Below are 26,473 nucleotides of genomic sequence, written 5' to 3'. Positions count from 1 at the left end.
GGAGCGTCAGTCGTCGCGGCGCATGGCGCTGGACTCCCGTACCACCAGATCGGGCTGGAAGATGACCTGTCTATGGCGATGTTGCTCGGGCTCGGCGACCTCCTCGAGGAGCAGGTCGATGGCCGTGCGCCCGAGCAGCTCGCGCGGTTGCCGCACCGAGGACAGCGGCACCGCGGCCGCCGCGGCGAAGTCGATGTCGTCGTATCCGATGATGGCCAGGTCCTCGGGCACGCGCAGCCCGCGGGTGGCCATCGCCTGTAAGAAGCCGAGCGCCATCATGTCGTTGGCGCAGAAAACGGCCGTGGGCCGTTTACCTGGTGGCAGGGCCGCCACGCGCTCCCCGATGGCCCGCCCCTCGGCGACGGTCAGCGAGGGGGCGGTGGCGGTGAGCAGCTCGACCGCGCCGTCGGCCGCGGCGACGGCGCTGCTCAGGCCCGCGTGCCGGTCGGCCACCTGTTTGATGGACGGCGGCCCGCCGACGAACATGATCCGCCGGTGCCCGCGTTCGACGAGGTGAGCGCCGGCGATCTGCCCGCCGAGCCGGTCGTCGACCGCCACCGAGCACTGCAGCCCGGCGGCCGGGCGGTCGACCAGCACCACGGGCGTACCCCGGGCGATCAGCTCCTCCAGCCACGGGGTCTCCGTCTCGACTGGAGTGATCAGTATGCCCATCACCCGCTGCTGTTCGAGCTGGTCGAGGTGGCGGCGCTCGCGGCCGGGGTCGCCGGCGCTGTTGCAGAGCACCACCATCGTGTCGTGGTCATCGGCCAGTGACTCGGCGCCCTGGGCCACGTCCACGAAGAACGGGTTGGACACGTCGAGCACGACGAGTCCAACCGTGCGGCTGCGGCCCACCCGCAGGTGGCGCGCCACCTCATTGCGGACGAAGCCGAGCTTCTTGATCGCTTCGAAGACGCGTTCGCGTGTGGCGGGGGACACGATCTCCGGGCGGTTGAGCACATTGCTCACGGTGCCCACTGAGACGCGCGCCAGCTGCGCGACCTCCTTGATGTTCCTGGTCGCCATCGATCCTCACGAGGCCGTGCTGCTGTGAATTCGCTCATCATAGCGGGATTCAAGATTCTTTTGAATCGTCTCAAAACCTCAAAACGGTCACGAGGCCGATGTTGCGGCGGTGGACTTCATGCCGTCGAGCATCAGGTGCAGGTATTTCGCCGGGTCGGCCGCCACCGGACCGGGCAGCTTGTCCGGGTGACAGTTGACTGCTCCCCCGCCTCAAGGCAGGGGGATTCCTGGCTCACGCTGCCTGGCTGTCCGGCGGACGGTCGGGTCTTACGCGATCGGCACCAGCCGGGGTCAGACCAGCCCGGACGAGCATCACGCGGGCAGAGTTCTTGTCCCGGGGGGATTCGGCTCCGCACGCGGTGCAGGTGTAGGTGCGCTCACCCAGCGGCAGTGCGTGCTTGGCTCTCGCTCCGCACTCGGCGCAGTCCATCGTGGTGTGCGCGGGGTGTACCAAGCGGACGTCCCGCCCGTGCTTGCGGCCCATCTCGATCAGGGCCTTCTTGGTGGCGCCGATGGCGGCGTCGGCGGCCTTGCGGGCCATGGTCGACTTGGCCAGGAACTTCGGCTTGAAGTCCTCCACCGCCAGCGCGTCATGGTCACGCACCACGGCTTTGGCCCACTTGCGGCCGGTGTCCTGGCGCTGCCGGGCCACTTTCTTGTGCAGCTTCGCGGCCTGCCGTTTCGCTTGGCGATAGCCGGTGGAGGCGGCCTGGCCGCGCTTGGGCTTGCGGCGGGCCATCATCCGCTGGTAGCGGGCCAGCTTCGCGGCGGCCTTCTTGCCGTGTTCGGCGTGGGGGAGGTCGTGTGCGCTGCTGGTGGTGGTCGCGGTCTCCTTCACGCCCCAGTCGATGCCGATCATCCGGCCTGTTGCGGGCAGGGGCTCGAATCGGGTGGTGACGACGAAGGATGCGTACCAGTGGCCGAGACTGTCGCGGTACACCCGCACCGAGGTCGGCTCGGCGGGCAGGTCCCGCGACCACACCACGGTCGCCACGATCCCACCGGCCAGGTGCAGCCGCCCGTCCTGGAGCCGGAAGCCCCGCCGGGTGTAGTTCAGGGTCGGATCGGCCAGGTCCCTCTTCTTAAAGCGCGGCATCCCGGCCCGCTGCCGCACCGGCAGGCGTTCGGCGATGTCCTTCAACGCCTTGGCCCGGGATCTGCCGAAGTCCCGGATGGTCTGCTGCTGGGGGACGCTGGAGCCCTCGCGCAGCCACGGCGTGATCCGCCGAGCCTCGGTCAGCATCTTGTCGAGCTGGGCCGGGCCGCAGGTTCGCTTGTCTTCGGGGTTGGCCTTGTTGTGCAGGAAGGTCTGCTGGGATTTGGCGACACACTCGTTCCAGATCCACCGGCACCGGTCCCACTCGGCCAGCAGCGCCGCCCGGGCGGTGGACGACACGCGAAGCCGGTAACCGGACACTACCGGATCCTTCCCCGCCCTCTTCCAGTGTCGTCACGACACCATCTTACCACTACACTCGGTAGTGTGGATCACGAAGTGCGTATCACCCTCAGACTCCCCGCCGACCTGCACGCATGGCTCGTCGTGCAGGCCAAGACCGCCCGCCGGTCCCTCAACTCCGAGATCCTGCACCGCCTGGAGACCAGCCGCGGCGGGCCCGCCACCGACGACGAATCGCCCTGACGGCGATTCGTCTTTCCTGCCCTGCTCCGCAGGAGTCCCGATTCCTCCGCGGGCTGAAGGCCGAGGCATCCTCGGAGTTATCTGGTGAATGAGGTCCTCAACGCCGACGTCCGGCCGCATCGTGCCGTCCGCCTGGGCTCGCCGTACGAGAGCGTCGAGTTGCTCCATCCACCGCCCGCGTGACCACGCGAACACCGCCCGGTCCACGACCGCCTCCTCCGGCAACTCGGCGAGCGCGGTGGCCAGGGCGGCGCGGCGATCGGCCGCCCCGTCCGGTATGTGGACCTGCCCGTCCCGGAGATGGCCGCCCACCTGGAACGGCAGGGCATCCCGCAGCCGCATGCCGGCGACCTGGCCCGCGCTGATGGCCGAGATCGGCGACGGCCGCTGGGCGACGACCACGACGACAGTCAAGGACCTGACCGGCCGCCCGCCGCGCCCGTTGTCCGCCTACCTGGCCGACCACAAGGACGCCTTTTGACGCTGCCCTCGTGCGGGGCGAACTCGGCGTTCCACACGCCTCCTGCGCAGGTGGCGGCTGATACCCAAGGCCGGAGAGCCGGCGGCGGGCGGATCCACCACGCGGAAGGAGCCCTCAAGGCTCGGTGAAGACAGCGGTGTCGAGGTCGAACCCGATCGGGTTGGGGAGGTGCACAGTGGATCCCATGGCGACGCGGGTGATGGTCTGATACTCGCCTTCTTTGGCGTCGCTGAGCACGGTGACGGTGGGCGGTACGGCGATCGGGTCCACCAGAAGCATGGCGGGAACGCCGCCTGCGGCGTACATGGGAGGCTTCTTGACGCGATCGTCTTCGGCGCTGCTCGGCGAGATCACCTCGGCCACCATCAGCAGACCCGAGGACAGCAACTCCCGGTCGCCCCAGCGAGGGCAGTCAGGCGAGGCGACCACATAATCGGGCCCGACGGGGGTCTCCGGTCCATCGATGCAGACAATCACATTGCCCGCGAAGCCGTCCCAGCCGCGTTGAACGAGCAGAGGAAGCAACGCGCTGTGGATCAGCATCGCGATTCTCGCGTGCTCGGGGGTGCCGACGGGGCTCACGATCAATCTCCCATCGATGACTTCGGCGCGGAGACCGGGAAGAGGCGGCAGCGCGTCGAACAGTTCGCGGGCTGTGGCGGGTAGCCGTGCGGTGTCGGTCTCGGGGGTGAGCCGGCAGGGGCTCCTGCGTGATGCCATGACCATGTTGGGCTCCCTACGTGGTCGCACAATCACGGAGAGTATCCCACCGCCGGGAAGCTACACAGCCAAAGAACCAGCAAGTGCCCCGGAAGTCATCCCGGTGAGCCGACGCCTGGAGGATCCACCACGCGGACGCGTACCGCGCGGAAGGAGGCAGGCGTGTCGCGCAGCACGGCCAGTTTCGGGTCGGGCACGACCAGGAACGGCTCGGTCTCCAGCGCGAGCAGCGGGGCCAGGCGCCGGTCGTCGCGCAACGCGTCCACCGCCCTGCGGTCCCCGCCGAGCACCACCCCGTCCAGCTCCCCCAGGTAAGGCGACAGCACCCGCACCGCCGTCTCCACCGCGTCGTCGAACGCCTTGTCCGCCTGGTTGCGCCGCCGCCTGGCGAAGCGCTGCTGCGACCACCCGCCCGCCGCCGTCCGCCCCTGCACCAGCCGCGACCCCACCTTCGACGCCACCAGGCCGGAGCCCTGGAAGACGCCTGCCGCGTAGCCGCCGAGCCGCACCAGGAAGACCCCCACCCGCCGCTCGGCTTGGGCGTGCGTGACGAGCCTGGTGACGTGGGGCGGCCCCGGGATCATGGGCGGGAACGGCACGTGCAGCTCAGCCAGGGCCCCGTTGGCGGCGCTCAGCCGCACCACCCGGTCGTCGCCCGTCGCGGAGAAGGGGCCGTGGCGGTCGGCGAAACCGTCGATCCACGGGTGCACGCGCTCGGGCGGCACCATGACCCACCGGCCACCGCCCTTCGCCGGACGCGCACTCATGCACCGAAGGCTAGCGGACTCAAACCGAACGGCATTCCCCTACGGGCCAGTAGGGAACTGCAGGATAAATGTCGGTTAATTCTATTTCGTGGGGCTTCTGTGACTCCAGCTTCAGGCGGAATCATCTGGTTGTGTCGTCCTCCCTGCTCACCAGCCCCATGGTGGATCTCGATACCGGGGCGGTCATCGCGCACCCCGCTGTCGTCGACCAGGCGGGCACGCTCCGGGCGACCCCGCTGCCCATGATGCTGGAACTCCCCGTCCGGGTGGTCTTGTCGGGCGCGGGCGCGCTGGCGCCGCTGCACGAGGCGCTGCGCCGATCGGGCAGGCATCCGCGCGAGGCGATCCTCCTGCTCACTGGACCGTGCCACGAGCAGGACCGGCCGCTGCTGAAGGTCGGGCTCGACGGGCTGCGCAACATCGGCTACCTGCTCGGCTTCGCCGACGTGGGCTCCTATGGCGCGTCACTGGAGCAGGTCACGGACTCCTCGCCGTACCTGCTGGCCCTGGACCCCGACCTGGTGGCGCGCATCCCCGCCGACCACCGGGCGACCGCGGTGGCGCGGTCGGTGGTGACGCTGGCGCGCGGCATCGGCGCGCACGTGATGGCGCCGGGCGTCGAGCGCGAGGCGCAGGTGTCGGTGGTCCGCGGCCTGGGTGTGCGCCTCGCGCACGGCCCGCTGCTCGCGCCCGGTCCCGACGGCAAGGTACGGGTGCCACTCCCCGTCACCGATGCCACGCCGGACGCCATCCTGCTGGGCCCGCGCGTGCAGGAGCTGCTGATTCCCGCGGTGACGCTGCCGGCCGAGGCCAAGGCCGAAGACGCCGTGGAGGCGTTCGGGCACGAGCCGACGATCACCAGCGTGATCCTGGTGGACGAGTACCAGCGGCCCAAGGGCAGCCTCGACCGCAGCCGGTTCCTGCTGTCGTTCGCGGCCCGCTTCGGTCACGCCCTGCACGGGTCGAAGCCCGCGCAGCGGCTGGCCGACCCGCCGCGCACGGTCCCGCGGACGACGCCGGCCATCGCGGCCATGCAGGCGGCCGGCCGGGACGCAGGCCGCGTCTACGACGACCTGGTGGTGACCGACGAGATGAACCGTTGCCTGGGCATCGTGCGCGTCTCGGACCTGATCCGGCAGGTGGCCTCGATCAGGAACTGATAACGGGACGGGCGGCGGCGCCGCGCCCCGGGTAGACACCAGGCATGCTCCTGAACAGACGGGCCCTGCTCGGCACCGGGGTGCTGGCCGGGGTCTCCGCGTGCACATCCACGCCCGCTCCCGCGCCCGCCCAGAACACGCCGCGGGGGCGTGCCTTCGATCCGCAGGACTGGGCATCCGTCCGGGCGCAGTTCGCGCTGGACCCGGCGTACGGGCAGTTCGCGGCGTTCGTGCTGGCCCCGGCTCCGGCGCCGGTCCGCGAGACGATCAGGACGCACCGGGACGCCCTGGACGCCGACCCCGAGTACACCCCGCCCGGCGGCCAAGCCCCCGACCAGGCGGTACGTGATGCCGCGGCCCGCTACCTGGGCATACGCGCCGAGCCGCGCGACATCGCGCTGACCGACAGCACCACGATGGGCCTCGGCCTGCTCTACTCCGGCATCCGGCTGCGCCCGGGACAGGACGTGCTGACCACCGAGCACGACTTCCTCGCCACGCACGAGGGCCTGCGGCTCCTGGCCGAGCGCACGGGCGCGAAGGTCCGCAGGGTGCGGCTGTACGACGACCCGGCGGCCGCCTCGCAGGACCGCATGGTGTCGGCGATCAAGAGCGGGCTCGGCCCGCGCACGAGGGTGGTGGCCGTCACCTGGGTGCATTCGAGCACCGGCGTCCGCGTGCCGGTCCGCGCCATCGCCGACATGCTGGCCGAGATCAACAAGGGCCGCGACGAGCACGACCGGGCGCTGCTGTGCGTGGACGGGGTGCACGGGTTCGGCGCGATGGCCGACGGGGTGGCGGACCTGGGGTGCGACTTCCTGGCCAGCGGCACGCACAAGTGGTTGTTCGGCCCGCGCGGCACCGGCATCGTGTGGGGCCGGGCCTGGGACGCGGTCGCGCCGATCATCCCGAGTTTCAGCCAGGCCGCGTTCGACGCCTGGCAGGGCGGCGGGTCGCCGGGCGCGAGCACGGCCGAGCTGGTCACGCCGGGCGGGTTCAAGGCGTTCGAGCACCGGTGGGCGATGCCGCAGGCGTTCGCGTTCATGACGGCCATCGGCAAGGACCGCGTCCAGCGCCGCACCCAGGAGCTCGCCACCAGGCTCAAGGCCGGCCTGCGGGAGCTGCCGCACGTCAGGCTGGCCACGCCCGGGTCGCCGGAGCTGTCGGCCGGGCTGGTGTGCTGCTCGATCGATGGCATGCAACCGCTGGAGGCGGTGAATCGGCTGCACGCGCAGAGGGTGATCGCGAGCGTCACACCGTACAACGAGCCGCTGCTGCGCTTCGGCACGAGCATCGTGACCACGCCAGAGCAGGTGGATCAGGCCGTCAAGGCGGTGGCGGGGCTGAGATGAAGGGGCCGGGCGGCGGGACGTGCCTGCCGCCCAGCACCTGCGGAGGTCAGAGGCGGCAGGCGTAGATGTCGGTGACCAGGATGGCCCGGGCGCCGATGTCCCACAGCTGGTCCATGACCTGCTGGTGGCCCTTGCGCCGGACCATGGCGCGGACGGCGACCCACCCCTCGCGGTGCAGCGGCGAGACCGTCGGACCCTCCATGCCGGGTGTGAGCGCAATGGCCTCCTCGATCCGCTCGGCGCGGATGTCGTAATCCATCATCACGAAGTCGCGGGCGTGCACCACGCCCTGGAGGCGGCGGACGAGCTGGCCGGAGCCGGGCGTCTCCTGCCCGCCCTCCCGCTTGATCAGCACGGCCTCCGAGCGCATGATCGGGTCGCCGAACACTTCCAGGCCGACGTTGCGCAGCGTGGTGCCGGTCTCCACGACGTCGGCCACCGCGTCGGCCACCCCGAGCCTGATGGCGGTCTCGACGGCGCCGTCCAGCTTGATCACGCGGGCGTCCACGCCCTGGTCGGACAGGTATTTCTCGAGCAGGCCCGCGTAGGAGGTGGCGATGCGCCGGCCGTCGAGGTCTTGGACCGACGTCATCGTGCCGGCCGCGGCGGCCAGGCGGAAGGTGGAGCCGCCGAAGCCGAGCGGCATGATCTCCTCGACCGGGGCGCCGGAGTCGACCAGCATGTCGCGGCCGGTGATGCCGAGATCGAGCGTGCCCTCTCCGACGTAGACGGCGATGTCGCGGGGGCGCAGGAAGAACAGCTCACAGCCGTTGTCCTGGTCGACCACGACCAGCTCCTTGCTGTCCCTGCGCGACCGGTAGCCGGCCTCTTTGAGCATGTGCTGGGCGGCCTCGCTGAGCGCGCCCTTGTTGGGTACTGCCAGACGCAGCATGTCAGGTCCTCTGTTTCCTCTCGCTTCTCCAGGGTCGGCGGCGGGCGCTCGCGCGCCTTAGAGATGCTTGTAGACCTGGTCGAGACCGATGCCTTTGGCGATCATGAGCACCTGCACGTGGTAGAGGAGTTGCGAGATCTCCTCGGCGGTCCTGTCGTCTGACTCGTGCTCGGCAGCCATCCAGCTCTCGGCGGCCTCCTCGACGACCTTCTTGCCGATGGCATGGACGCCGGCGTCGAGCGCGGCCACGGTGCCCGAGCCCGCGGGCCGGGTCCGGGCCTTGTCTGACAGCTCGGCGAACAGCTCTTCGAAGGTCTTCATGATCTCTCTCGATGGTCGGCTGACGTGCTCATCAAGCCTAGTCTGCGGCAGTGGGTGCCGCCGCCCCGCGTCCGCCACGCGAGACGGCGCAGGTCAGCCGAGCGCCTTGCGCGCGCGTGCGATCCTCTCCATGGCCTGGACGGACTCGCCGCCCTCGTGCCCGTTGTACGGGTACACCTTGATCTCTTTCTCGCCGGCGTAGTGGTTGTAGGCGGCGAAGACCGTGGACGGCGGCGTGATCCCGTCCTGCAGCCCGACGGAGAAAAGCGCGGGCGTGGTGGCGCGGGCGGCGAAGTTGACTCCGTCGAAGTAGGACAGGGTCTCGAAGACCGGCTCGACCTGGTCCTTGAAAGCCCGGCAGTAGGCGGCGATCTCGGCGTACGGAGACTCGGCGGTGATCTCAGTGGCGTGCCGGATGTGCGACATGAACGGCACGTCGATGAAGGCGCAGGCCAGGTCGGGCGCCAGCGCCGAGGCGGCCAGGGCGATGGCGCCGCCCTGGCTGGCGCCGCCCACTGCGATCGCGCCCACCGCCGGGTGCGCTCTGGCGGCCTCGACCGCGCGCACGGCGTCGGTGTAGAGCCGCCGGTAGTAGTAGGCGTCCGGGTCGTGGATGCCGCTGGTCATGACGCCGGGCGTCTGCGGGCCGGTGCCGGGGAAGGGGTCGGCGGTGTCGCCGCGCCGCCATCCGCCGGCGCCCTGTCCCCTGCTGTCCATGGCGAACACCGCGTAGCCGACGCTGGGCCACAGCAGCCAGTCGATCGGCAGCCCGCGTCCGCCGCCGTACCCCTGATATTCGACGACGCACGGCACCGGGCCGTCGGCGTGGCGCGGCAGGAGTAACCAGGCCCTGATCGGGTGGCCGCCGAACCCGGCGAACGTCACGTCGTACACCTCGGCGACGGTCAGCTCGGACGAGCCAGACGTGAAGGCGGGGTGGAGGTCGTGGGCGCGGGTCTCGGCCAGCGTGCGTTCCCAGAAGGCGTCGAAGTCGGCGGGTTCGGTGCGTTCGGGGAGGTACTCGCGTAGTTGGGCGAGCGGCATGTCGACGAACAAGATCACTCCTCTGAGGCCGAAAGGGCGAATCGGACAGGAATTCTGTCATCATGTCGCTGATACGGTTCAGCGAAAGTTTCATGGAGAGGTGGACCGGGTGAAAAGGCCGACGATCGCCGACATCGCCAAGCAGGCCGGCGTGTCCAAGGGCGCCGTCTCCTATGCGCTCAACGGTCTGCCCGGCGTCTCCGAGGAGACCAGGGCGCGCATCCAGGCGATCGCGCAGGAGATCGGCTGGCGGCCGAACGTGGCCGCGCGCTCGCTCAGCGGCGCCCGGGCCGACGCCATCGGCCTGGTGCTCTGCCGTCCCGCCCGGTTCCTCGGCGTGGAGCCGTTCTTCATGGAGCTGATCAGCGGCATCGAGGGTGAGCTTGCGGCCAGCTCGTGCGCGCTGATGCTCCAGGTGGTGCCCGACCACGAGACCGAGATCGCGGTCTACCGGCGCTGGTGGGGTGAGGGCAGGGTGGACGGGGCGATCCTGGTGGACCTGCACGTGGACGATCCCCGGATCCCGGTGGTCGAGCAGCTCGGCATGCCCGCGGTCGTGACCGGGCACCCGTCGGGCACCGGCTCGCTGCCCGCGGTGTGGTCGGACGAGGTGGTCGTGTTGCGCGAGGTGATCGAGTATCTCGCGGCGCTCGGCCACCGGCGCATCGCCAGGGTGGCCGGGTTGCCGGCGCTGCTCCACACCAGGATCAGGGACGAGGCGTTCGCGGAGATCTGCGAGGAGTCGGGGGTGTCCGAGCATCCGGTCGTCCACACCGACTACACCGGCGAACAGGGCGCCAGGGCGACCAGACGGCTGCTCAGCTCCCGCTCCAGGCCCTCTGCGATCGTCTACGACAACGACATCATGGCGGTGGCGGGGCTGTCGGTCGCCCAAGAGATGCGCCTGGACGTCCCGGGCGAGTTGTCGATCGTGGCCTGGGACGACTCGCCGCTCTCCCAGGTGGTGCGGCCGTCGCTGACCGCGGTGACCCGGGACATCCCCGCCGGCGGCGCGCACGCCGCGCAGACCCTGCTCAGGCTGATCGAAAGCGGGGAGACGGGGAGCCTGGAGGGGCCGCCGGCGAGCCTGCTGCCCCGGGGCAGCACCGCCCCCGCGCGGATGTGACCGAACCGTTTCATGGGCCGCTTCCCTACAGGTCATGGCCGTGTGGAGCGGAAACCTCCTGACAACGTTGTCGACGGCCTATTGTAACTTATCCGTTTAAGTGGTGAGATCCCTACACATATGAATTTGGGCGCCGGTCGTGGGATGCCCCTCGCACATCCGCACGCCTCCCGAAGGCGCCCATCCGACCGATAGATCGGATGGCCCATGCGACGAACAATGGCGGCTTGCAGCACGGTCCTGTTGGCGGTTCTGAGCGCGGCCTGCGCCACCAGCGGCCAGACGCAGACCCAGCAGGCGGACCAGAACACCAACGCCCCCGTGACCCTGTCCTTCTGGTCCACGGGCGGTGACGACGAGACGGCGACCTTCCAGAAGGCCGCCGACCTCTACAAGCAGAAGCACCCGAACGTGACGGTCAAGGTGCAGACCCTTTCGTGGTCCGACGCGTACGCCAAGCTGCTGGCGGCGGCCACCAGCCGCAGCGGACCCGACATCATCTCCGGCGGCATGACCTGGACCATCCAGTTCGGCGTCAAGGGCGCCATGGTGGACCTGCGCAAGCACGGCCTCGACTCGCTCAAGGCCCAGGCGCTGCCCGCCCAGTGGGAGTCGGCCATCTCCCCTGACGGCTCGGTGTTCGGCGTGCCGCTGGACATGTCGACCCTCGCCCTCTACTACCGCAGCGATCTGCTGGAGCAGGCCAAGGTCGAGCCGCCCAAGACCTGGGAGGAGCTGACCGCGGCCATCGGCAAGCTCAAGGCGGCCGGGATCAAGAAGCCCTACAGCCAGGACTGGGGCAACCTCGACTGGATCGGCTACTTCAACTACCTCTACCAGGCGGGCGGCTCGTTCTACACCGCCGACTGCAAGCCCTCGCTCAACACCCCGCAGGCGGAGCAGGCGCTGAAGTACTGGGTGGACCTCTACCGCGAGCACGGCGCGCCCACCGCCACCGTGGAGGGCGCCGACGCGCTGGACACCGGGACCGCGATGGTGGTGGCGGGCAACTGGATCGCCAAGGGGATCGACATCAACAAGCCCAAGCTGAAGGGCAAGTGGGCGATGACCACGATTCCCGCGGGCCCCGCCGGGCCGACCACGTTCATCGGTGGCCGGGCCATCGGCGTGACCTCCTTCAGCAAGTACGTCCAGACGAGCACGGACTTCGTCAAGTTCATGTACAGCGACGAGGCCATCACCGCGATCGCGGACGAGGCGAGGAAGCGGAACATCTCCTACATCCCGCCGCGTCCCGACAAGATCGTGAACGGCTCGGTGTTCGCTCCTGAGCAGGCCCAGGTGTTCGAGGCCGCGATCAAGGCCGGCAAGGCCGCGCCGGGCTGCCCCGGCTGGGACGAGAGCGCGCCGGACGTGACCAAGCAGCTCCAGTCGGCGATCCTCGGCAAGGCGGACGTCAAGACCGCATTGACGGAAGCCGCCAAGGTCATGGAACGCAACGCCGGATAGCCGCTCCCGCCGGGACCGGCCTCGCCCGGTCCCGGCCCTTGATCCAGGAGTCTGACATGGCCTCCCCCATCCCCCTGCGCGGCAGGCTGCGCCGCTACGGCACGTCGTATGCGATGCTGCTGCCGTTCCTCGCCCTGTTCGCGGGGTTCCTGCTCTGGCCGCTGGCCAACTCGCTCTACCTGAGCTTCACCAAGTTCGACGGGGTCAATCCCGCGGTGTTCAACGGTGTGGACAACTTCGTGCAGCTGGCGTCGGACACCAGGTTCCGCCACGCGCTGGGCAACACGGCCCTGTACGTGGTGGGGTCGGTCGTGTTCGGCACGCTGCTGTCTCTGGGCTTGGCGCTGGCCTTCAACGGCAGTAGCTGGCCGCACCGGATCATGCGCACCCTGTTCTTCCTGCCCTCGGTGACCTCCTCCATCGCGCTCATGCTGATGTGGAAGTGGGTTCTCTACCCCAGCGACGTCGGCCTGGCCAACACGATCGTGGACTGGTTGGGCGGCCAGGCCGTCGCCTGGCTGGCCACACCGGGCCTGACGATCCCGATCCTGGTGCTGATGTCGGTGTGGGGCGGCATGGGCTACGGCATGGTGCTGTACGTGGCCGGGCTCGGCTCGATCCCCGAGGAGTACTACGAGGCCGCCAAGATCGACGGCGCGTCCGCCTGGCGGCAGTTCCGCCACATCACGCTGCCGCTGCTGCGCCCCGTCACCACGTATGTGGTGGTGACCGGCCTGATCGGCGCCTTCCAGGTGTTCGAGGCCGTCTACATCGTCTTCAGCCAGGGCGCCAACACCATCGGCGGCGTGCTCGACTCGGGCCTGATGATCGTCCCCTACCTCTACGACCAGGGATTCACCCACTTCAGGCTGGGCTACGCCTCCGCGATCGCGTGGGTGCTCTTCCTGATCATCTTCGTGCTCAGCCTCATCAACCTGCGCGTGGGCCGCGCCATGAAGGAGCTGTGATGGCCGTCGCTCCGATGGACAGGATCGCCCCGGTCCAGCAGTCCCCGCACAGGACGGAGACCGGCGGCGGCCGGCGCGCCCGGATCAACGGGCATTTGCTGCGCCTGCCGTTCTACCTGCTGGCACTGACGATGATCGCGCCGTTCTACTGGCTGCTCATCACGGTGTTCAAACCACCGAGGGAGCTGGCCAGGACGCCGCCGTCGTTCGTGCCGGAGTCCCCCACGTTCGCCAACTTCTACGACCCGGAGTGGAGCGCCCAAGCGATCAATCCCGGCCACCTGCAGGGCATCTTCCAGCGTTACCAGGTGGACTTCGGGTTCTGGCGGTTCATGTTCAACAGCGTTTTGATAACGACCAGCATCACCGTCGGGTCGCTGCTGATCTGCTCGCTGGCCGCGTACGTGATCGCCAAGCACGACATCAAGGGACGCAGGACCATCTTCCTGTTGATCATCGCCTCGATGATGGTGCCCTGGCAGACCACGCTGATCCCGAACTACGTGATCATGCGGAACCTGGGCTGGCTGGACAGCTACCCGGCCTACATCGTCCCGGCGCTGGCCAAGGCGTTCGTGCTGTTCTTCCTGGTGCAGTTCCTGCAGTCGATACCGAACGAGCTGATCCAGGCGGCCAGGGTGGACGGCGCCGGGGAGTGGCGGATCTGGTGGAGGATCGTGCTGCCGCTGCTGCGGCCGGCGCTCGCCGCGATGTCGATCTTCATCGTGCTGGCGGAGTGGAACAACTTCCTCTGGCCGCTCATCATCGTGCAGAGCGACGAGATGGCGAACATCCCCGTCGCGCTGGCCAGGCTCAACTCCTACTTCGGGGGGCCCGACCACCAAGGCGCGATCATGGCGGGCGGGCTGCTCGCGTCGGTTCCGACGATCGTCTTCTTCCTGATCTTCCAGAAGTACTTCACCAAAGGCATCGCGCTCAGCGGAATCAAGGGCTGACCTGGTGCGCCTGGAGGAGCTCCAGGAGGTCCCTGTCCACCAGGAACCCGTCGAGCTTCTCGAAGCGCGCACCGGGCCGCCGGTGCCCGATCACCCCGAACGATCCCTCGAACTGCCACAGCGCGTACCCCCAGCCGAAGGAGGCGAACACGCCGAGCACGTCGGCCAGCCAGCGCAGCGCGACGTCGTTCGGCGTGTACTCGTAGCAGCCGAACTCGCCCACGTGGACGGGCACGCCCTGGTCCGCCACCGCCCGCCACGGGGCGTAGAAGTCGCGCAGCCCGGCCCGGTCCCAGTGTCGTCCTTCGTAGTCGCACGGGTAGCCGGGCTCGGCAAGTTCCTGTGAGCCCGGCCACCACTCGGCCCGGTAGTGGCTGACGCTCATCGGCTGGTAGCCGCGGGTGCTGTGGATCACGCCGAGGTCGGCCAGCTCGGGCATGGCCAGGTGGCCGCCGCCCAGACCGTCGATCACGATCGGCCGGTCCGGGTCGGCCTGTCTGATCGCGGCGACGACGCGGCGGATCACCGTCTCGTGGGCGGCCCGGGTGAACCCCCGCTCCCCCACGGAGGGCGGCTCGTTGACGAGGTCGAAGGAGAGCTCCTCGGCGGGGACGCCCTGGTAGCGGCGGGCGAAGCCGGTCCAGATGGCGCTGAAGCCGTCCTGCGCCTCCTGGTCGGCCCAAAGGTTGTGGTGCTCGCTCTCCCACCCGGTGATCACGTAGCCGGGGGCGCGGTGCAGGTTGAGCGAGAAGTGCAGGCCGCGTTCGCGGCATGCGGCGAGATAGGCGTCCAGCACCTCCAGCACCCGCTCGTCCGGATGCGCGTAGTCCAGGCCGTTGGTCCAGAACCGGTAGTCGCACGGCACGCGGACGAAGTCGAAGCCCCAGGAGGCGATCGCGTCCAGCACCCGCTCGTCCACCGGCGCCGGCTGCGCGCCCGGTTCCTTCCAGAACATCCACTGCAGGTTGAACCCGTAACGTCTCATCTCGCCACCACCTCGTTGACGCAGCGCAACACCGGCGTACGGACCAGGGCCCGCTCGTCGAGGCCGGCCGTACGGATCAGGAACTCGGCGCGCTCGCCCGGCAGCAGCGTGACAAGCTGGTCGTCGACCTGCGCGTCCGGGTCCAGCCGGTCGGGGAAGACGGCCAGGTCGCGCAGGAGCGTGCGGGCGGTGACCGTCAGCCGGAGCCCGTCCGGCACCGGCTCGGCGGCCGTGTCGTAGCGCGGCTCGGGCAGCCGCAGGTCCCGGTCGGGCACAAAGAACCACAGCGCCCGCCCCACCGTCGGCCCGCCCGCCATCGCCGCGTCGTCGTGTCCGCCCAGCGACACCGCCGGATCACCAGGCGCGGCCGCTGACACCGCACCGCCGGGCTCGGCCGGCAGGCCACTGACCGTCGCCGCCGCATCGCCGGGCCTGCCGGTCGCCGCCGCCTCGCGCGGCCCGTCGGCCGTCGCCGCCGCCTCGCGCGGCCCGTCGGCCCACACCGCCGCCTCACCTGGCCCACCTGCCGTCGCTGCCGACTCTGCGGACGCGGCCGGGCGGCCCAGGCCGTTCTCCACGGCGGCATGCTCGGCCATCGCAGTGGCGGCTCCGGACCCGATGATCGCGATGGCGAGCAGTTCGGCCGCCGGGTCGCCCGGCTCGGCGACGGACGGGGTCAGCGGCAGGGTGACGGCCGTACGCGGCGGCACGTCCAACGCGAGGTCCTGGGCTGCGAGCGCGGCGCCGTCGAAGCCGCGCCGTACGGCCCGCGCCGACGCTCGCCACGGCCGGTCGGTGTCGTTGACGGCGACCAGCGCCAGGCCACCGTCCTGCGGCTGCACGGTCAGCAGCCGGTCGGCGTAGGCCCTGCGCAGCGCGTGGAACAGCGGCTTCTTCCTGCCATCCCCGTCCACGGCCGACCATGAGGTGACCGGCCAGCAGTCGTTGAGCTGCCACACGACGCTGCCGGCGCAGTGCGGCCACAGGGCCCTGAAGTGCTCCACCCCGAGCTGGATGGCGCGCGCCTGGTTCACCTGGGTGAGGTAGTGCCAGTCGTCGAAGGTCCCGGGCACAGGGAAGTGCGGCTCGAGCCCGGCGGCCAGTTTGAGGTTGCCGTCGATCGCCTTCTGGTGGTGCAGCAGGCCAGGCGAATCGGGCAGCAGCGGCTCGTCGCTGATCGCCCTGCGGATGGTGGCGTAGGCGGCGGGGCCCTGGAAGCCGAACTCGGCCGCCATGCGGGGCCGGTAGTCGCGGTAGACGGTGTAGTCGCGCTGGTTCCACACGTCCCAGATGTGCATGGTGCCGTGGGCCGGGTCGTTGGGCGGCAGGTCCATGGAGCCCGAGTACGGGCTGCCGGGCCAGTAGGGGCGGGTGGGGTCGAGCTCGGCCACGACGCGCGGCAGCGTCTACAAGTAGAAGCCGCCTCCCCAGCTGCGTCCCTGGAGCGACTCCTGCCAGCCCCAGTCGGCGTAGCCCTCGATGTTCTCGTTGTTGCCGCACCACAGGGCCAGGCTCGGGTGCCGGCTCAGCCTGGCGACCTGCTCGCGGGCCTCCGCTTCCACCTCGGCCCCGATCGGGTCCTCCTCGGGGTAGGCGGCGCAGGCGAACGGGAAGTCCTGCCAGACCAGCAGCCCGAGCCGGTCGCACAGGTCGTAGAAGTCCTCGCTCTCGTACAGGCCGCCGCCCCACACCCGGATCAGGTTGACGCCCGCCTCGCACGCCTGGGCGAGCCTGGCGGCGTAGCGGTCGTGGGTCACCCTGGTGGGGAAGCAGTCGTCGGGGATCCAGTTGACTCCTCTGACGAACACGTCGACGCCGTTGACGGCCAGCGTGAACGCGCCGCCCTCGGTGCGCAGCCGCACCTCGCGGAGCCCGATCTCCCGGTGCCAGACGTCCTCGCCGGCCGTCACTTCGAGGTCGTAGAGCGCCTGCTCGCCGTACCCTCTCGGCCACCACAGCTCCGGCTCCGGCACCTCCAGCGTGATCACGGCCTCGCTCCGGCCCTCGGGGATCACGGTACGTCCGGACACGCCCTTGATCGTCGCCGTCACCTCGACGGGTCCGGACTTCTCCACCTGGACGTGGACGTCCACCCTGGCCGCCCCGTCTCCGAGGGTGACCAGCGGCCGCACTTCGGCGATCCTGGCCCCGCTCCAGGCGTGCAGCCCGATGGGCCGCCAGATGCCCGACGTGACCAGTGTCGGCCCCCAGTCCCAGCCGAAGTTGCAGGCCATCTTCCTGATGAACTGGTACGGCTCGGCGTACGAGCCGGGCCGCTCCCCCAGCTCGTCGCGGAGCCTGTCGGTGTATTCGTACGGCGAGCCGAACGTGACTCTTAACCGGTTCTGTCCCTCACACAGCAGATCCCGGACGTCGAAACGGTACGACCGGTGCATGTTGGCCGTCTCGCCCACCCGGCTGCCGTTCAGCTCGATCAGCGCCACCGTGTCGAGCCCCTCGCAGACCAGGTCGGTCCGCTCGTGCCCGGTCGGCGACCAGTCGAAGACGGTCTCGTACCGCCAGGCGGTGCGGCCGATCCAGGTGAGTCCGTCCTCGTTGTCGTCCAGGTAGGGGTCCGGGATGAGACCGGCGGCGAGCAGGTCGGTATGCACACATCCGGGCACCGTGGCAGGCACAGGCGCGGGCGCGTCCACCTCGCCGTCTACCGCCTGGACGGTCCATGACTCATGCAAGGCGCGCTGAAAGCCCATGAAAAACTCTCCGGACGTCGATTGAGGCAATAGGCAAGATATCAGCCCATATTCCCCTATTTACAGCGCCCGGCACCCACATTGCTGAACCGATTCATATCGTCTCAGCCCGTAAACGCGACTGCCCGCCGCACCTCGCGATGAACGAGGTACGGCGGGCAGGTGATGCTCAGTGACGGCGCCGCAGCGGAGCGGGCCGGACCGGGTCAGCGCTCGAAGCGGCGGCCACCCTGGTTGCGGCGGAATCCGCCGTTGCCCCGGTCGTCGCCACGGCCACCGCCGGAACGGTAACCGTCACCCGACGGCGCGGAACGGTAACCGTCACCCGACGGCGCGGAACGGTAACCGTCACCCGACGGCGCGGAACGGTAACCGTCACCCGACGGCGCGGAACGGTAACCGTCGCCCGACGGCCGGTAGCCGTCGCCGGAGCGCGGAGTGCGGTCGTCCGAACGGTGGTCCGCCGAGAACGGGCGGCTACGGTCGGAGCCGTAGCGGCCGCCGCGGTCGTCGGAGCGGAATCCGCCACCCCGCTGGCCACGGTCGTCCTGCCGGAACGGGCGGTCGTCGGAGCGGTAGCCGCCGCCCGGCCTGCCGTCTCGGCGGCGGTCGTCGCCGAACGTCCGCGGCTCCTGCGTGCGCCCGACCGGCCGCTCACCATCGGTGTGCCGCCGCCCGCCGCCGAACGGCCGGTCACCGTCCTCGTGCCTGCGCGGACGCCGGTCCTCACCGGGCCCGAACGAGCGGTCGCCGTCCCCGTGGCTGCGCGGGCGGCGATCGCCGTCGAAGTCACGACGGCCGCCACGACGGCCACGACGCTCCGAACCCCCATGGCCGCCCTCGCGGCGGGGCCGCAGCGGCTTGCGGACGTCCGGCTCCCAGACCGGGATGGACTCGCCGCTGGGCGTGCGGGCGCCCGTCACCTCGGCGACCCGCGGGTGACCGGGGGTGGCCTTCAGGCGGAACGGGTGGATCCCGGCGCGCCGGGTGAGCGCGTCGGTGGAGCGGCGCTCGTTGGGCAGCACCAGCGTGACGACGGTGCCCTTCTCGCCGGCGCGTGCCGTGCGGCCGCCCCGGTGCAGGTAGCTCTTGTGGTCCTGCGGCGGGTCAACGTGCAGCACCAGGCTGATGTTGTCCACGTGGATGCCGCGGGCCGCGACGTCGGTGCAGACCAGCACGTTGACGGAGCCCTCGCGGAACTCGGCGAGGATGCGGGTGCGCTGGTTCTGGCGCTTGCCGCCGTGCAGGCCGCCCGACTTGACGCCGACCCGGGCCAGCTGCTTGCACAGCCGGTCCACGCCGTGCTGGGTCTTGACGAAGATGATGGTGCGGCCCTCGCGATTGGCGATCTCGGCGATGACGTCGAACTTGTCGTCGCGCGTGACCTGCATCACGTGGTGCTCCATGGTGTCGACCGGCGAGGTCGCGGGCGCCACGGAGTGGGTGATCGGGTTGGTGAGGAAGCGCTTCACCAGCTTGTCGACGTCACCGTCGAGCGTGGCGGAGAACAGCAGCCGCTGGCCGTCGGTCGGCGTCTGCGCGAGCAGGTCGGTCACGACGGGGAAGAAGCCGAGGTCGCACATGTGGTCGGCCTCGTCGAGCACGCTCACCTGGACGTCGGACAGCGAGCACTCGCCCTGCCGGATCAGGTCGCCGAGGCGGCCGGGGGTGGCGATGACGATGTCGACGCCGCGCCGCAGCGCCTCGATCTGCTTGCCCATGGACATTCCGCCGACGACGACCTTCATGCGCAGCCCGAGGCCGCGGCCGAGGGGCTCGAGGGCGTCGTGGACCTGGAGCGCGAGCTCACGGGTCGGCACGAGGATCATGGCGCGGGGCCGGCCGGGCGCAGGCTTCACGCCGGCGAGGCGGGCCATGGTGGGCAGCCCGAAGGCGAGGGTCTTGCCGGAGCCGGTCTGGCCGCGCCCGAGCACGTCATGGCCGGCGAGAACGTCGGGGATCGTCGCGCTCTGGATGGGGAACGGGCTGTCGATACCCTGCCTGGCCAGTCCGGTGATGAGCGGCTTGGGCAGGCCCAGCAGCTCGAACTCGGAGGGGCCCGGCTGCGAGGCGGTCTCGACCGTGAGGTCGGAGCCGGTCTCGTCGAACGAGGGCATGACAGCGTCAAGCATGGTCACGAAAGTCGTGCCTTTCAGTCGAAGTGGCACGTCACTTCTGCGAAAGGACGAGCCAGGATGTGCGGCTCAAGCCGCACAGGGGTTCAGGGCGACCCGCCATCGGGGCGGATCAAATCCACGAGGGGGATACACCGGGCACCGGCCGCAGGCGGCGCGAGACGCGCAATGAGACGTCGGGGGTGCATCTGTGCCAACGCCGGGATGTTATCGGATATTTCCCGGATGGGCCCGGACCTTCCGAAACCCTCTATGGCACGCTGAAACGGCTGACACTTGACGCCAGCCGTAACAGCAGAAAAAGATCAGACGTTGAATCCTAGCATACGGAGCTGCTCGCGGCCCTCATCGGTGATCTTGTCCGGGCCCCACGGCGGCAGCCAGACCCAGTTGATCTTCACGTCGGACACCATGCCGTCGAGCGCGGAGTGGGCCTGGTCCTCGATGACGTCGGTCAGCGGGCAGGCCGCGCTGGTCAGCGTCATGTCGATGGTGGCCACCGGCCGCTGGCCGTCGGCGGGGTCGAGGTTGAGCCCGTAGATCAGGCCCAGGTCGACGACGTTGATGCCGAGCTCGGGGTCGACGACGTCCTTGAGCGCCTCCATGACCTCCTCGACGCTGGTCTCACCGTCGAAGTCAGTCGGCGTCTCCACTGGCTTACTCACTGGGCTGCACTCCTCACCACTGCGTCCTTGTAGGCCATCCAAGAAAGCAACGCGCATTTGACACGCGCCGGGAACTTGGCCACGCCCGAGAACGCGACCGCGTCACCGAGCACGTCCTCGTCGGCCTCCACCTGTCCCCTGCCCTGCATGAGCCGGGTGAACTCGTCGACCACCGAGAGCGATTCCTCGACCGTCGAGCCGGTGGCCAGCTCATGCAGCACGGAGGCGGCGGCCTGGCTGATCGAACAGCCCTGTCCGTCATAGGAGACGTCGAGGATCTTGCCGGCGTCGCCCACCTTGACCCTGAGCGTGATCTCATCGCCGCACGTGGGGTTCACGTGGTGAACCTCGGCGTCGTACGGCTCGCGCAACCCCCGCCCCTGCGGGTGCTTGTAGTGCTCCAGGATCAGCTCCTGGTACATCGACTCGCCGATCATGGCTATGCGAACACCTTCTGAACGTGATGCAGGCCGCGCACCAGGGCGTCGATCTCGCCCGTGGTGTTGTACAGGTAGAACGACGCCCGCGTGGTCGCCGGTATTCCGAAGCGCAGGTGCAACGGACGCGCGCAGTGGTGCCCGACGCGTACGGCGACGCCGAACTGGTCGTCCAGGATCTGCCCGACATCGTGCGGGTGTATGCCCTCCAGCGTGAACGACACCGTGCCGCCGCGCTGCTCCAGCGTCTCGGGGCCGATGATCCGCAGAGTGGACACGTCCCGCAGAGCGTCCAGCGCGTAGGCCGTCAGCTCGCGCTCGTGCGCCTCGATGGCGTCCATGCCGATCCCGGTGAGGTAGTCCACGGCCGCGCCGAGCCCGATGGCCTCGACGATCGGCGGCGTGCCCGCCTCGAACTTGTGCGGCACCGGCGCGTACGTCGAGTGGTCCATCCAGACCGCCTCGATCATCTCGCCGCCGCCCAGGAACGGGGGCATGGCCTCCAGCAGCTCGCCCCGCCCCCAGAGCACGCCGATGCCGGACGGGCCGACCATCTTGTGCCCGGTGAAGGCCACGAAGTCGGCGCCCAGCTCGGCCACGTTCACCGGGTGGTGCGGCACAGACTGGGAGGCGTCCAGCATGATGAGCGCCCCGACCGCGTGCGCCCGCCTGGCCACCTCGGCGACCGGGTTGACGGTGCCGAGCACGTTGGACTGGTGGGCAACCGAGACGATCTTCGTCCGCTCGGTGATCACGTCGGCCGACAGGTCCAGCCTGCCGTCGTCGGTGACGCCGAACCACTTCAGCGTCGCACCAGTGCGCTGCGAGAGCAGCTGCCACGGCACGATGTTGGAGTGGTGCTCCATCTCGGAGATGACGATCTCGTCGCCGGGCCCGAGGGTGAAGCGCGGGTCGGTGTTGATCGGGTTGCCGAAGGCGTAGGCGACCAGGTTGAGCGCCTCGGAGGCGTTCTTGGTGAAGATCACCTCGTCGCGCGACGGCGCGCCGACGAAGCCCGCGATCTTGTCGCGGGCGCCTTCGTACGCCTCGGTCGACTCGGCCCCGAGGACGTGCATGGCCCGCCCGACGTTGCTGTAGTGCAGCGCCAGGTGCTCCCGCATGGTCTCGATGACCTGCTCGGGCTTCTGCGAGGAGTTGCCCGAGTCGAGGTAGACGAGCGGGCGCCCGTCGGGCAGCTCGCGGGAGAAGACCGGGAAGTCCTTCCTGATCTTCTCCACATCGAAGCCGACAATAGTCATGCAGATGCCTTCGTGTACTGCTCGTAGCCCTCGGCCTCGAGCTTCTCGGCCAGTTCGGGCCCGCCTTCCTCGACGATGCGGCCGCCGGCGAAGACGTGCACGAAGTCCGGCTTCACGTAGCGCAGGATGCGGGTGTAGTGCGTGATCAGCAGCACGCCGGTCTCGCCGCTCGCGCGGAAGCGGTTGATGCCCTCCGACACTACGCGCAGCGCGTCCACGTCGAGGCCGGAGTCGGTCTCGTCGAGGACGGCGATCTTCGGCTTGAGCAGCTCCATCTGGAGGATCTCGTGGCGCTTCTTCTCGCCGCCGGAGAAACCCTCGTTGAGGTTGCGCTGGGCGAAGGCGGGGTCGATGGACAGCGCGTCCATGCCGCCCTTGAGGTCCTTGGCGAACTCGCGCAGCTTGGGCGCCTCGCCGCGGACGGCGGTGACGGCCGAGCGCAGGAAGTTGGACACCGACACACCGGGGACCTCGACCGGATACTGCATGGCGAGGAACAGGCCCGCGCGGGCCCGCTCGTCGACCGACAGCTCCAGCAGGTCCACGCCGTCGAGCAGCACCTGGCCGCCGGTGATCGTGTACTTGGGGTGGCCGGCGATGGCGTAGGCGAGCGTCGACTTGCCCGAGCCGTTGGGGCCCATGATGGCGTGGGTCTGCCCGGCCTTCACGGTCAGGTTGACGCCGCGCAGGATTTCCTTGTCCTCGACGGCGACATGGAGGTCGCGAATCTCAAGGGTGGACATGGTGGTTATGACTCCTTCGAGAGCGAGACGAGGACGTCATCGCCGTCGATCTTGACTGTGTAGACGTTCACGGGTTTGGTGGCGGGCGGACCTGTGGGCTTGCCGGTGCGGACGTCGAAGCACGAGCCGTGCAGCCAGCACTCCAGCGTGCCGTCGTAGACCTCGCCCTCGCTGAGCTTCACCTCGGCGTGGGAGCAGACGTCATGCAGGGCGAAGATCTCCTCACCCTTGCGGACGAGCGCGACCGGGGTCTCGCCGACCTCGACTCCGAGGACCCCCTGGTCAGGGATGTCCTCGACCTTGCAAACCTTCTCGTAGCTCATCGTGCGAGCTCCGCCTCCACCGCGGTGAGCACGCGCTCGCGGATCTCCTCGACCTCGATCTTCTCGATGAGCTGGCCGAGGAAGCCCCTGACGACCAGGCGGCGGGCCTCGTCGTAGGGGATGCCGCGGGCCTGGAGGTAGAAGATGTGCTCGTCGTCGAGGCGGCCGGAGGCGGAGGCGTGCCCCGCGCCGGCGACCTCACCGGTGAGGATCTCCAGGTTGGGCACCGAGTCGGCGCGGGCGCCGTCGGTGAGGATGAGGTTGCGGTTGAGCTCGTAGGTGTCGGTGCCCTCGGCCTCGACCCTGATGATCACGTCGCCGATCCAGACGGCGTGCGCGTCCTCGCCCTGCAGGGCGCCGCGGTAGTCGACGTTGCTCTTGCAGCTGGGCTGCGAGTGGTCGACCAGCAGGCGGTGCTCCAGGTGCTGTCCGGCGTCCGCGAAGTAGACGCCCGCCATGTCGGCGTCGCCGCCGGGGGCGGTGTAGGACACGCTGGGCGACAGGCGTACGAGGTCGCCGCCCAGCGTCACCGCGAAGCTGCGGAACGTCGCGTCCTTGGCCAGCTGGGCGTGGTGGTGCGAGACGTGGACCGCGTCGTCGTCCCAGTCCTGCAGGCTGACGACCCTGAGCGAGGCGCCGTCGCCGACGGCGAACTCGATGTTGTCGGCGTAGACCGCGCTGCCCTTGTGATCGAGCACGACCACGGCCTCGGCCATCGGCTCCACCTTGACCACGATGTGGCCGAAGGCCGCGCCGTCGCCGGAGCCGGTCAGCGTCAGGACGGTCGGCTTGGACGCGACGGCCTCGCGCGGCACCGTGATCACGGTGGCCTTCTCGAAGCTGTGCCACGCCTGCGCGCTCACCCGGTCGGTCGGCGCGAACGCCTTGCCGAGCCGGGCGTCGTCGCGGCCCACGGTCTCCACGGTGACCTCGGGAGCCGCGTCGACGTCCAGGCGCACGTGGCCCACGGGCTCGGCCTTACCGCTGTGCAGGCCCTTCAGGCGCGAGAGCGGCGTGAAGCGCCACGACTCCTCGCGCCCGGTCGGGACCTCGAAGTCGCCGAGGTCGAACGACGCCTTCTCGTGCAGGGTCGACAAGGGCTTCTCGTTCAGGCCCATCAGCCGACGGCTCCTTCCATCTGCAGCTCGATCAGCCGGTTGAGCTCGAGCGCGTATTCCATGGGCAGCTCACGCGCGATCGGCTCCACGAAGCCGCGCACGATCATCGCCATCGCCTCGTCCTCGTCGAGCCCGCGGCTCATGAGGTAGAACAGCTGGTCCTCGCTGACCTTGGAGACCGTGGCCTCGTGGCCCATCGAGACGTCGTCCTCGCGGACGTCGACGTAGGGGTAGGTGTCGGAGCGGCTGATCTGGTCGACCAGCAGCGCGTCGCACTTGACGGTGCTGGCGCTGCCGTGCGCGCCCTCCTCGATCTGCACGAGACCGCGGTAGGAGGTGCGGCCGCCGCCACGCGCCACCGACTTGGAGATCACGCTGGAGCTCGTGTGGGGCGCCAGGTGCACCATCTTCGAGCCGGCGTCCTGGTGCTGGCCCTCACCCGCGAACGCGACGCTCAGCGTCTCGCCCTTGGCGTGCTCGCCCATGAGGTAGACGGCCGGGTATTTCATCGTGACCTTGGAGCCGATGTTGCCGTCGATCCACTCCATGGTCGCGCCCTCGTAGGCGACGGCGCGCTTGGTGACCAGGTTGTAGACGTTGTTCGACCAGTTTTGGATGGTCGTGTAACGGCAGCGGGCGTTCTTCTTCACGATGATCTCGACGACGGCGCTGTGCAGCGAGTCGGAGGAGTAGATCGGCGCGGTGCAGCCCTCGACGTAGTGGACGTAGGAGCCCTCGTCCACGATGATCAGAGTCCGCTCGAACTGGCCCATGTTCTCGGTGTTGATCCGGAAGTAGGCCTGCAGCGGGATCTCGACCTCGACGTTCGGCGGCACGTAGATGAACGAGCCACCGGACCACACGGAGGTGTTGAGCGCGGCGAACTTGTTGTCGCCCACCGGGATCACCGAGCCGAAGTATTCCTTGAAGAGCTCCTCGTGCTCCTTCAGGCCCGTGTCGGTGTCGACGAAGATGACGCCCTTCTCCTCAAGGTCCTCACGGATCTTGTGGTAGACGACCTCGGACTCGTATTGAGCCGCGACACCGGCGATGAGACGCTGCTTCTCCGCCTCGGGGATGCCGAGCTTGTCGTAGGTGTTCTTGATGTCGGCGGGCAGCTCGTCCCAGGACGCCGCCTGCTTCTCCGTCGAACGCACGAAGTATTTGATGTTGTCGAAGTCGATGCCGGTGAGGTCGGAGCCCCAGGTGGGCAGCGGCTTCCTGTGGAACAGGCGGAGGCCCTTCAGGCGAAGGTCAAGCATCCACTCCGGCTCGTTCTTGAGAGCGGAGATGTTGCGAACGACCTCCTCGGACAGGCCTCGCTTGGCCGCCGCGCCCGCGGCATCCGGGTCGGCCCAGCCGAACTTGTAATTCCCGAGGCCTTCCAGCTCCGGGCGGTCGGTGACAGTCACCTTCCGGTCTCCTTGCTCTTGTCTCTATGTGCGGATTCACCCAGCTTCTGTGGGCTCACGTGCGTCGTGCAGACCCCGTCGCCGTGGGCGATCGTGGCCAGGCGCTGCACCGGTGTGCCGAGCAGTTGCGCGAACGCCTCCGTCTCGGCCTCGCAGAGTTGCGGGAACTCCGCGGCCACGTGTGCCACCGGGCAGTGATGCTGGCAGAGCTGGTCGCCGCCCGACTTGGCCTTGCTGGCCGAAGCGGCATACCCCTCCGCCGACAGCGCCTGCGCCAGCACCTGAACGCGCTGATCCGCCGGCACCGTCCGCATGACCGGCTCCAGCCGCTTGAGCAGGCCCAACACCTGCGCGCGGGCGAAGTCGGCCACCGCGTCCTGTCCCATGCGCTCGGCCAGGAAGCGCAGCGCGCTCCCGGCCAGGTCGTCATAGGCGTGCTCGAAGGCACTGCGCCCCGCGTCGGTGATGGCGAACAGCTTGGCCGGCCGCCCGCGTCCGCGCTGACCGCGCGGGCGCACCATGCGAGGCTCGATCATCCCGTCGGCCACCAGCGCGTCGAGGTGACGCCGCACGGCGGCGGGCGTGAGCCCGAGCCGCTCGCCCAGGGCGGCGGCCGCGACGGGACCATGCTCAAGAATCAGCCGGGCGACGCGGGCACGCGTGCCGCGCTCGTGACCTGGCTCCATCATGGGCATGTTTTTCACAACATCAGTGTGCCGTAATTCCTTCCCGGTTCCAAACGGTTCTGACCAGCCCGGGA

At 69.4% G+C, this 26,473-nt stretch carries 27 protein-coding genes; 8 read left to right on the top strand and 19 right to left on the bottom strand.

Annotated elements, in window-relative coordinates; all coding sequences use genetic code 11:
* Positions 1-6: 6 nt before the first annotated feature.
* Together ACTWQA_RS17170 and ACTWQA_RS17165 are read right to left on the bottom strand one after the other, a co-directional pair.
* Complete coding sequence (locus ACTWQA_RS17170; RefSeq protein WP_327580870.1) at positions 7-1,026, bottom strand: LacI family DNA-binding transcriptional regulator; 1,020 nt, start codon at positions 1,024-1,026, stop codon at positions 7-9.
* A gap of 232 nt (positions 1,027-1,258) precedes the next feature.
* The gene (locus ACTWQA_RS17165) at positions 1,259-2,443 is read right to left on the bottom strand and encodes an RNA-guided endonuclease InsQ/TnpB family protein (protein WP_443160203.1); all 1,185 of its coding nucleotides are present in this window, start codon (positions 2,441-2,443) and stop codon (positions 1,259-1,261) included.
* Between the two features lie 66 nt (positions 2,444-2,509).
* On the opposite strand from ACTWQA_RS17165, the gene ACTWQA_RS17160 reads away from it, so the two are divergent.
* On the top strand, positions 2,510-2,668 hold the full coding sequence (locus tag ACTWQA_RS17160) for an Arc family DNA-binding protein (protein WP_443160202.1): 159 nt from the start codon (positions 2,510-2,512) through the stop codon (positions 2,666-2,668).
* A gap of 340 nt (positions 2,669-3,008) precedes the next feature.
* Positions 3,009-3,149 (top strand): hypothetical protein, encoded by a 141-nt coding sequence (locus ACTWQA_RS17155; RefSeq protein ID WP_443160201.1) that lies wholly within the window; start codon positions 3,009-3,011, stop codon positions 3,147-3,149.
* 114 nt (positions 3,150-3,263) lie between these two features.
* Here the strand turns inward: ACTWQA_RS17155 and ACTWQA_RS17150 are convergent, their stop codons facing one another.
* Together ACTWQA_RS17150 and ACTWQA_RS17145 are read right to left on the bottom strand one after the other, a co-directional pair.
* Complete coding sequence (locus ACTWQA_RS17150) at positions 3,264-3,875, bottom strand: Uma2 family endonuclease (RefSeq protein WP_443160200.1); 612 nt, start codon at positions 3,873-3,875, stop codon at positions 3,264-3,266.
* An 89-nt stretch (positions 3,876-3,964) separates the two neighbouring features.
* Positions 3,965-4,636 (bottom strand): acVLRF1 family peptidyl-tRNA hydrolase, encoded by a 672-nt coding sequence (locus ACTWQA_RS17145; protein WP_443160199.1) that lies wholly within the window; start codon positions 4,634-4,636, stop codon positions 3,965-3,967.
* Positions 4,637-4,767: 131 nt separating this feature from the next.
* Here ACTWQA_RS17145 and ACTWQA_RS17140 point away from each other — a divergent pair, with 131 nt between their 5' ends.
* Positions 4,768-5,796 carry an EAL domain-containing protein gene (locus tag ACTWQA_RS17140; RefSeq protein ID WP_443160198.1) on the top strand — a complete coding sequence of 343 codons (1,029 nt, stop codon included), beginning with the start codon at positions 4,768-4,770 and terminating at the stop codon, positions 5,794-5,796.
* A gap of 44 nt (positions 5,797-5,840) precedes the next feature.
* Entirely contained in the window at positions 5,841-7,148 is a 1,308-nt protein-coding gene (locus ACTWQA_RS17135; RefSeq protein WP_443160197.1) for an aminotransferase class V-fold PLP-dependent enzyme, read from the top strand.
* A 46-nt stretch (positions 7,149-7,194) separates the two neighbouring features.
* On the opposite strand, the gene hisG is transcribed toward ACTWQA_RS17135, so the two are convergent.
* The 3 genes from hisG to ACTWQA_RS17120 all read right to left on the bottom strand — a co-directional run bounded on the left by hisG (position 7,195) and on the right by ACTWQA_RS17120 (position 9,423).
* Positions 7,195-8,040 (bottom strand): ATP phosphoribosyltransferase, encoded by an 846-nt coding sequence (hisG, locus tag ACTWQA_RS17130; protein WP_443160196.1) that lies wholly within the window; start codon positions 8,038-8,040, stop codon positions 7,195-7,197.
* A gap of 57 nt (positions 8,041-8,097) precedes the next feature.
* Positions 8,098-8,361: a phosphoribosyl-ATP diphosphatase gene (locus ACTWQA_RS17125; RefSeq protein WP_443160195.1), complete on the bottom strand. Its 264-nt coding sequence runs from the start codon at positions 8,359-8,361 to the stop codon at positions 8,098-8,100.
* A 93-nt stretch (positions 8,362-8,454) separates the two neighbouring features.
* The gene (locus ACTWQA_RS17120; protein ID WP_443160194.1) at positions 8,455-9,423 is read right to left on the bottom strand and encodes an acetylxylan esterase; all 969 of its coding nucleotides are present in this window, start codon (positions 9,421-9,423) and stop codon (positions 8,455-8,457) included.
* A gap of 91 nt (positions 9,424-9,514) precedes the next feature.
* Here ACTWQA_RS17120 and ACTWQA_RS17115 point away from each other — a divergent pair, with 91 nt between their 5' ends.
* The 4 genes from ACTWQA_RS17115 to ACTWQA_RS17100 all read left to right on the top strand — a co-directional run bounded on the left by ACTWQA_RS17115 (position 9,515) and on the right by ACTWQA_RS17100 (position 13,925).
* Positions 9,515-10,531 carry a LacI family DNA-binding transcriptional regulator gene (locus tag ACTWQA_RS17115; protein WP_443160193.1) on the top strand — a complete coding sequence of 339 codons (1,017 nt, stop codon included), beginning with the start codon at positions 9,515-9,517 and terminating at the stop codon, positions 10,529-10,531.
* A 243-nt stretch (positions 10,532-10,774) separates the two neighbouring features.
* Positions 10,775-12,001, top strand: a complete 1,227-nt coding sequence (locus ACTWQA_RS17110; RefSeq protein ID WP_443160192.1) for an extracellular solute-binding protein — start codon at positions 10,775-10,777, stop codon at positions 11,999-12,001.
* Between the two features lie 56 nt (positions 12,002-12,057).
* Complete coding sequence (locus tag ACTWQA_RS17105) at positions 12,058-12,969, top strand: carbohydrate ABC transporter permease (RefSeq protein ID WP_443160191.1); 912 nt, start codon at positions 12,058-12,060, stop codon at positions 12,967-12,969.
* Positions 12,969-13,925: a carbohydrate ABC transporter permease gene (locus tag ACTWQA_RS17100; RefSeq protein WP_443160190.1), complete on the top strand. Its 957-nt coding sequence runs from the start codon at positions 12,969-12,971 to the stop codon at positions 13,923-13,925. Before ACTWQA_RS17105 ends, ACTWQA_RS17100 begins: the two co-directional genes overlap by 1 nt.
* On the opposite strand, the gene ACTWQA_RS17095 is transcribed toward ACTWQA_RS17100, so the two are convergent.
* The 12 genes from ACTWQA_RS17095 to ACTWQA_RS17040 form a co-directional block, all read right to left on the bottom strand.
* A complete protein-coding gene (locus ACTWQA_RS17095; RefSeq protein WP_443160189.1) occupies positions 13,915-14,910 on the bottom strand; it encodes a glycoside hydrolase family 5 protein in 996 nt (331 codons plus the stop codon). The two genes, ACTWQA_RS17100 and ACTWQA_RS17095, sit on opposite strands and share 11 nt — an antisense overlap.
* Complete coding sequence (locus ACTWQA_RS17090) at positions 14,907-16,301, bottom strand: hypothetical protein (RefSeq protein ID WP_443160188.1); 1,395 nt, start codon at positions 16,299-16,301, stop codon at positions 14,907-14,909. The genes ACTWQA_RS17095 and ACTWQA_RS17090 overlap by 4 nt, the downstream gene beginning before the upstream one ends.
* A gap of 15 nt (positions 16,302-16,316) precedes the next feature.
* Positions 16,317-17,621 (bottom strand): glycoside hydrolase family 2 protein, encoded by a 1,305-nt coding sequence (locus ACTWQA_RS17085; protein ID WP_443160187.1) that lies wholly within the window; start codon positions 17,619-17,621, stop codon positions 16,317-16,319.
* A gap of 206 nt (positions 17,622-17,827) precedes the next feature.
* A complete protein-coding gene (locus ACTWQA_RS17080; RefSeq protein WP_443160186.1) occupies positions 17,828-19,753 on the bottom strand; it encodes a DEAD/DEAH box helicase in 1,926 nt (641 codons plus the stop codon).
* 308 nt (positions 19,754-20,061) lie between these two features.
* Positions 20,062-20,361, bottom strand: coding sequence for a metal-sulfur cluster assembly factor (locus ACTWQA_RS17075; protein WP_305921505.1), 300 nt, complete (start codon positions 20,359-20,361; stop codon positions 20,062-20,064).
* A gap of 56 nt (positions 20,362-20,417) precedes the next feature.
* Positions 20,418-20,858, bottom strand: a complete 441-nt coding sequence (gene sufU / locus ACTWQA_RS17070; RefSeq protein WP_305921314.1) for a Fe-S cluster assembly sulfur transfer protein SufU — start codon at positions 20,856-20,858, stop codon at positions 20,418-20,420.
* 2 nt (positions 20,859-20,860) lie between these two features.
* Positions 20,861-22,117, bottom strand: a complete 1,257-nt coding sequence (locus tag ACTWQA_RS17065; RefSeq protein WP_443160185.1) for a cysteine desulfurase — start codon at positions 22,115-22,117, stop codon at positions 20,861-20,863.
* A complete protein-coding gene (sufC, locus tag ACTWQA_RS17060; RefSeq protein WP_305921312.1) occupies positions 22,114-22,860 on the bottom strand; it encodes a Fe-S cluster assembly ATPase SufC in 747 nt (248 codons plus the stop codon). Before sufC ends, ACTWQA_RS17065 begins: the two co-directional genes overlap by 4 nt.
* Positions 22,861-22,865: 5 nt before the next feature.
* A complete protein-coding gene (locus tag ACTWQA_RS17055; protein ID WP_443160184.1) occupies positions 22,866-23,183 on the bottom strand; it encodes a non-heme iron oxygenase ferredoxin subunit in 318 nt (105 codons plus the stop codon).
* On the bottom strand, positions 23,180-24,301 hold the full coding sequence (gene sufD / locus ACTWQA_RS17050) for a Fe-S cluster assembly protein SufD (protein ID WP_443160183.1): 1,122 nt from the start codon (positions 24,299-24,301) through the stop codon (positions 23,180-23,182). Before sufD ends, ACTWQA_RS17055 begins: the two co-directional genes overlap by 4 nt.
* Positions 24,301-25,713: a Fe-S cluster assembly protein SufB gene (gene sufB, locus ACTWQA_RS17045; RefSeq protein WP_305921309.1), complete on the bottom strand. Its 1,413-nt coding sequence runs from the start codon at positions 25,711-25,713 to the stop codon at positions 24,301-24,303. The genes sufD and sufB overlap by 1 nt, the downstream gene beginning before the upstream one ends.
* Positions 25,710-26,408, bottom strand: coding sequence for a helix-turn-helix transcriptional regulator (locus ACTWQA_RS17040; RefSeq protein ID WP_305921504.1), 699 nt, complete (start codon positions 26,406-26,408; stop codon positions 25,710-25,712). Before ACTWQA_RS17040 ends, sufB begins: the two co-directional genes overlap by 4 nt.
* Between the last annotated feature and the right edge of the window lie 65 nt (positions 26,409-26,473).

The sequence above is a fragment of the Nonomuraea sp. 10N515B genome (genome assembly GCF_052245915.1).
Lineage (GTDB): Bacteria > Actinomycetota > Actinomycetes > Streptosporangiales > Streptosporangiaceae > Nonomuraea.
The sequence above is the reverse complement of the archived record's forward strand: the minus strand, read 5'-3'. Positions and strand labels throughout refer to the sequence as shown.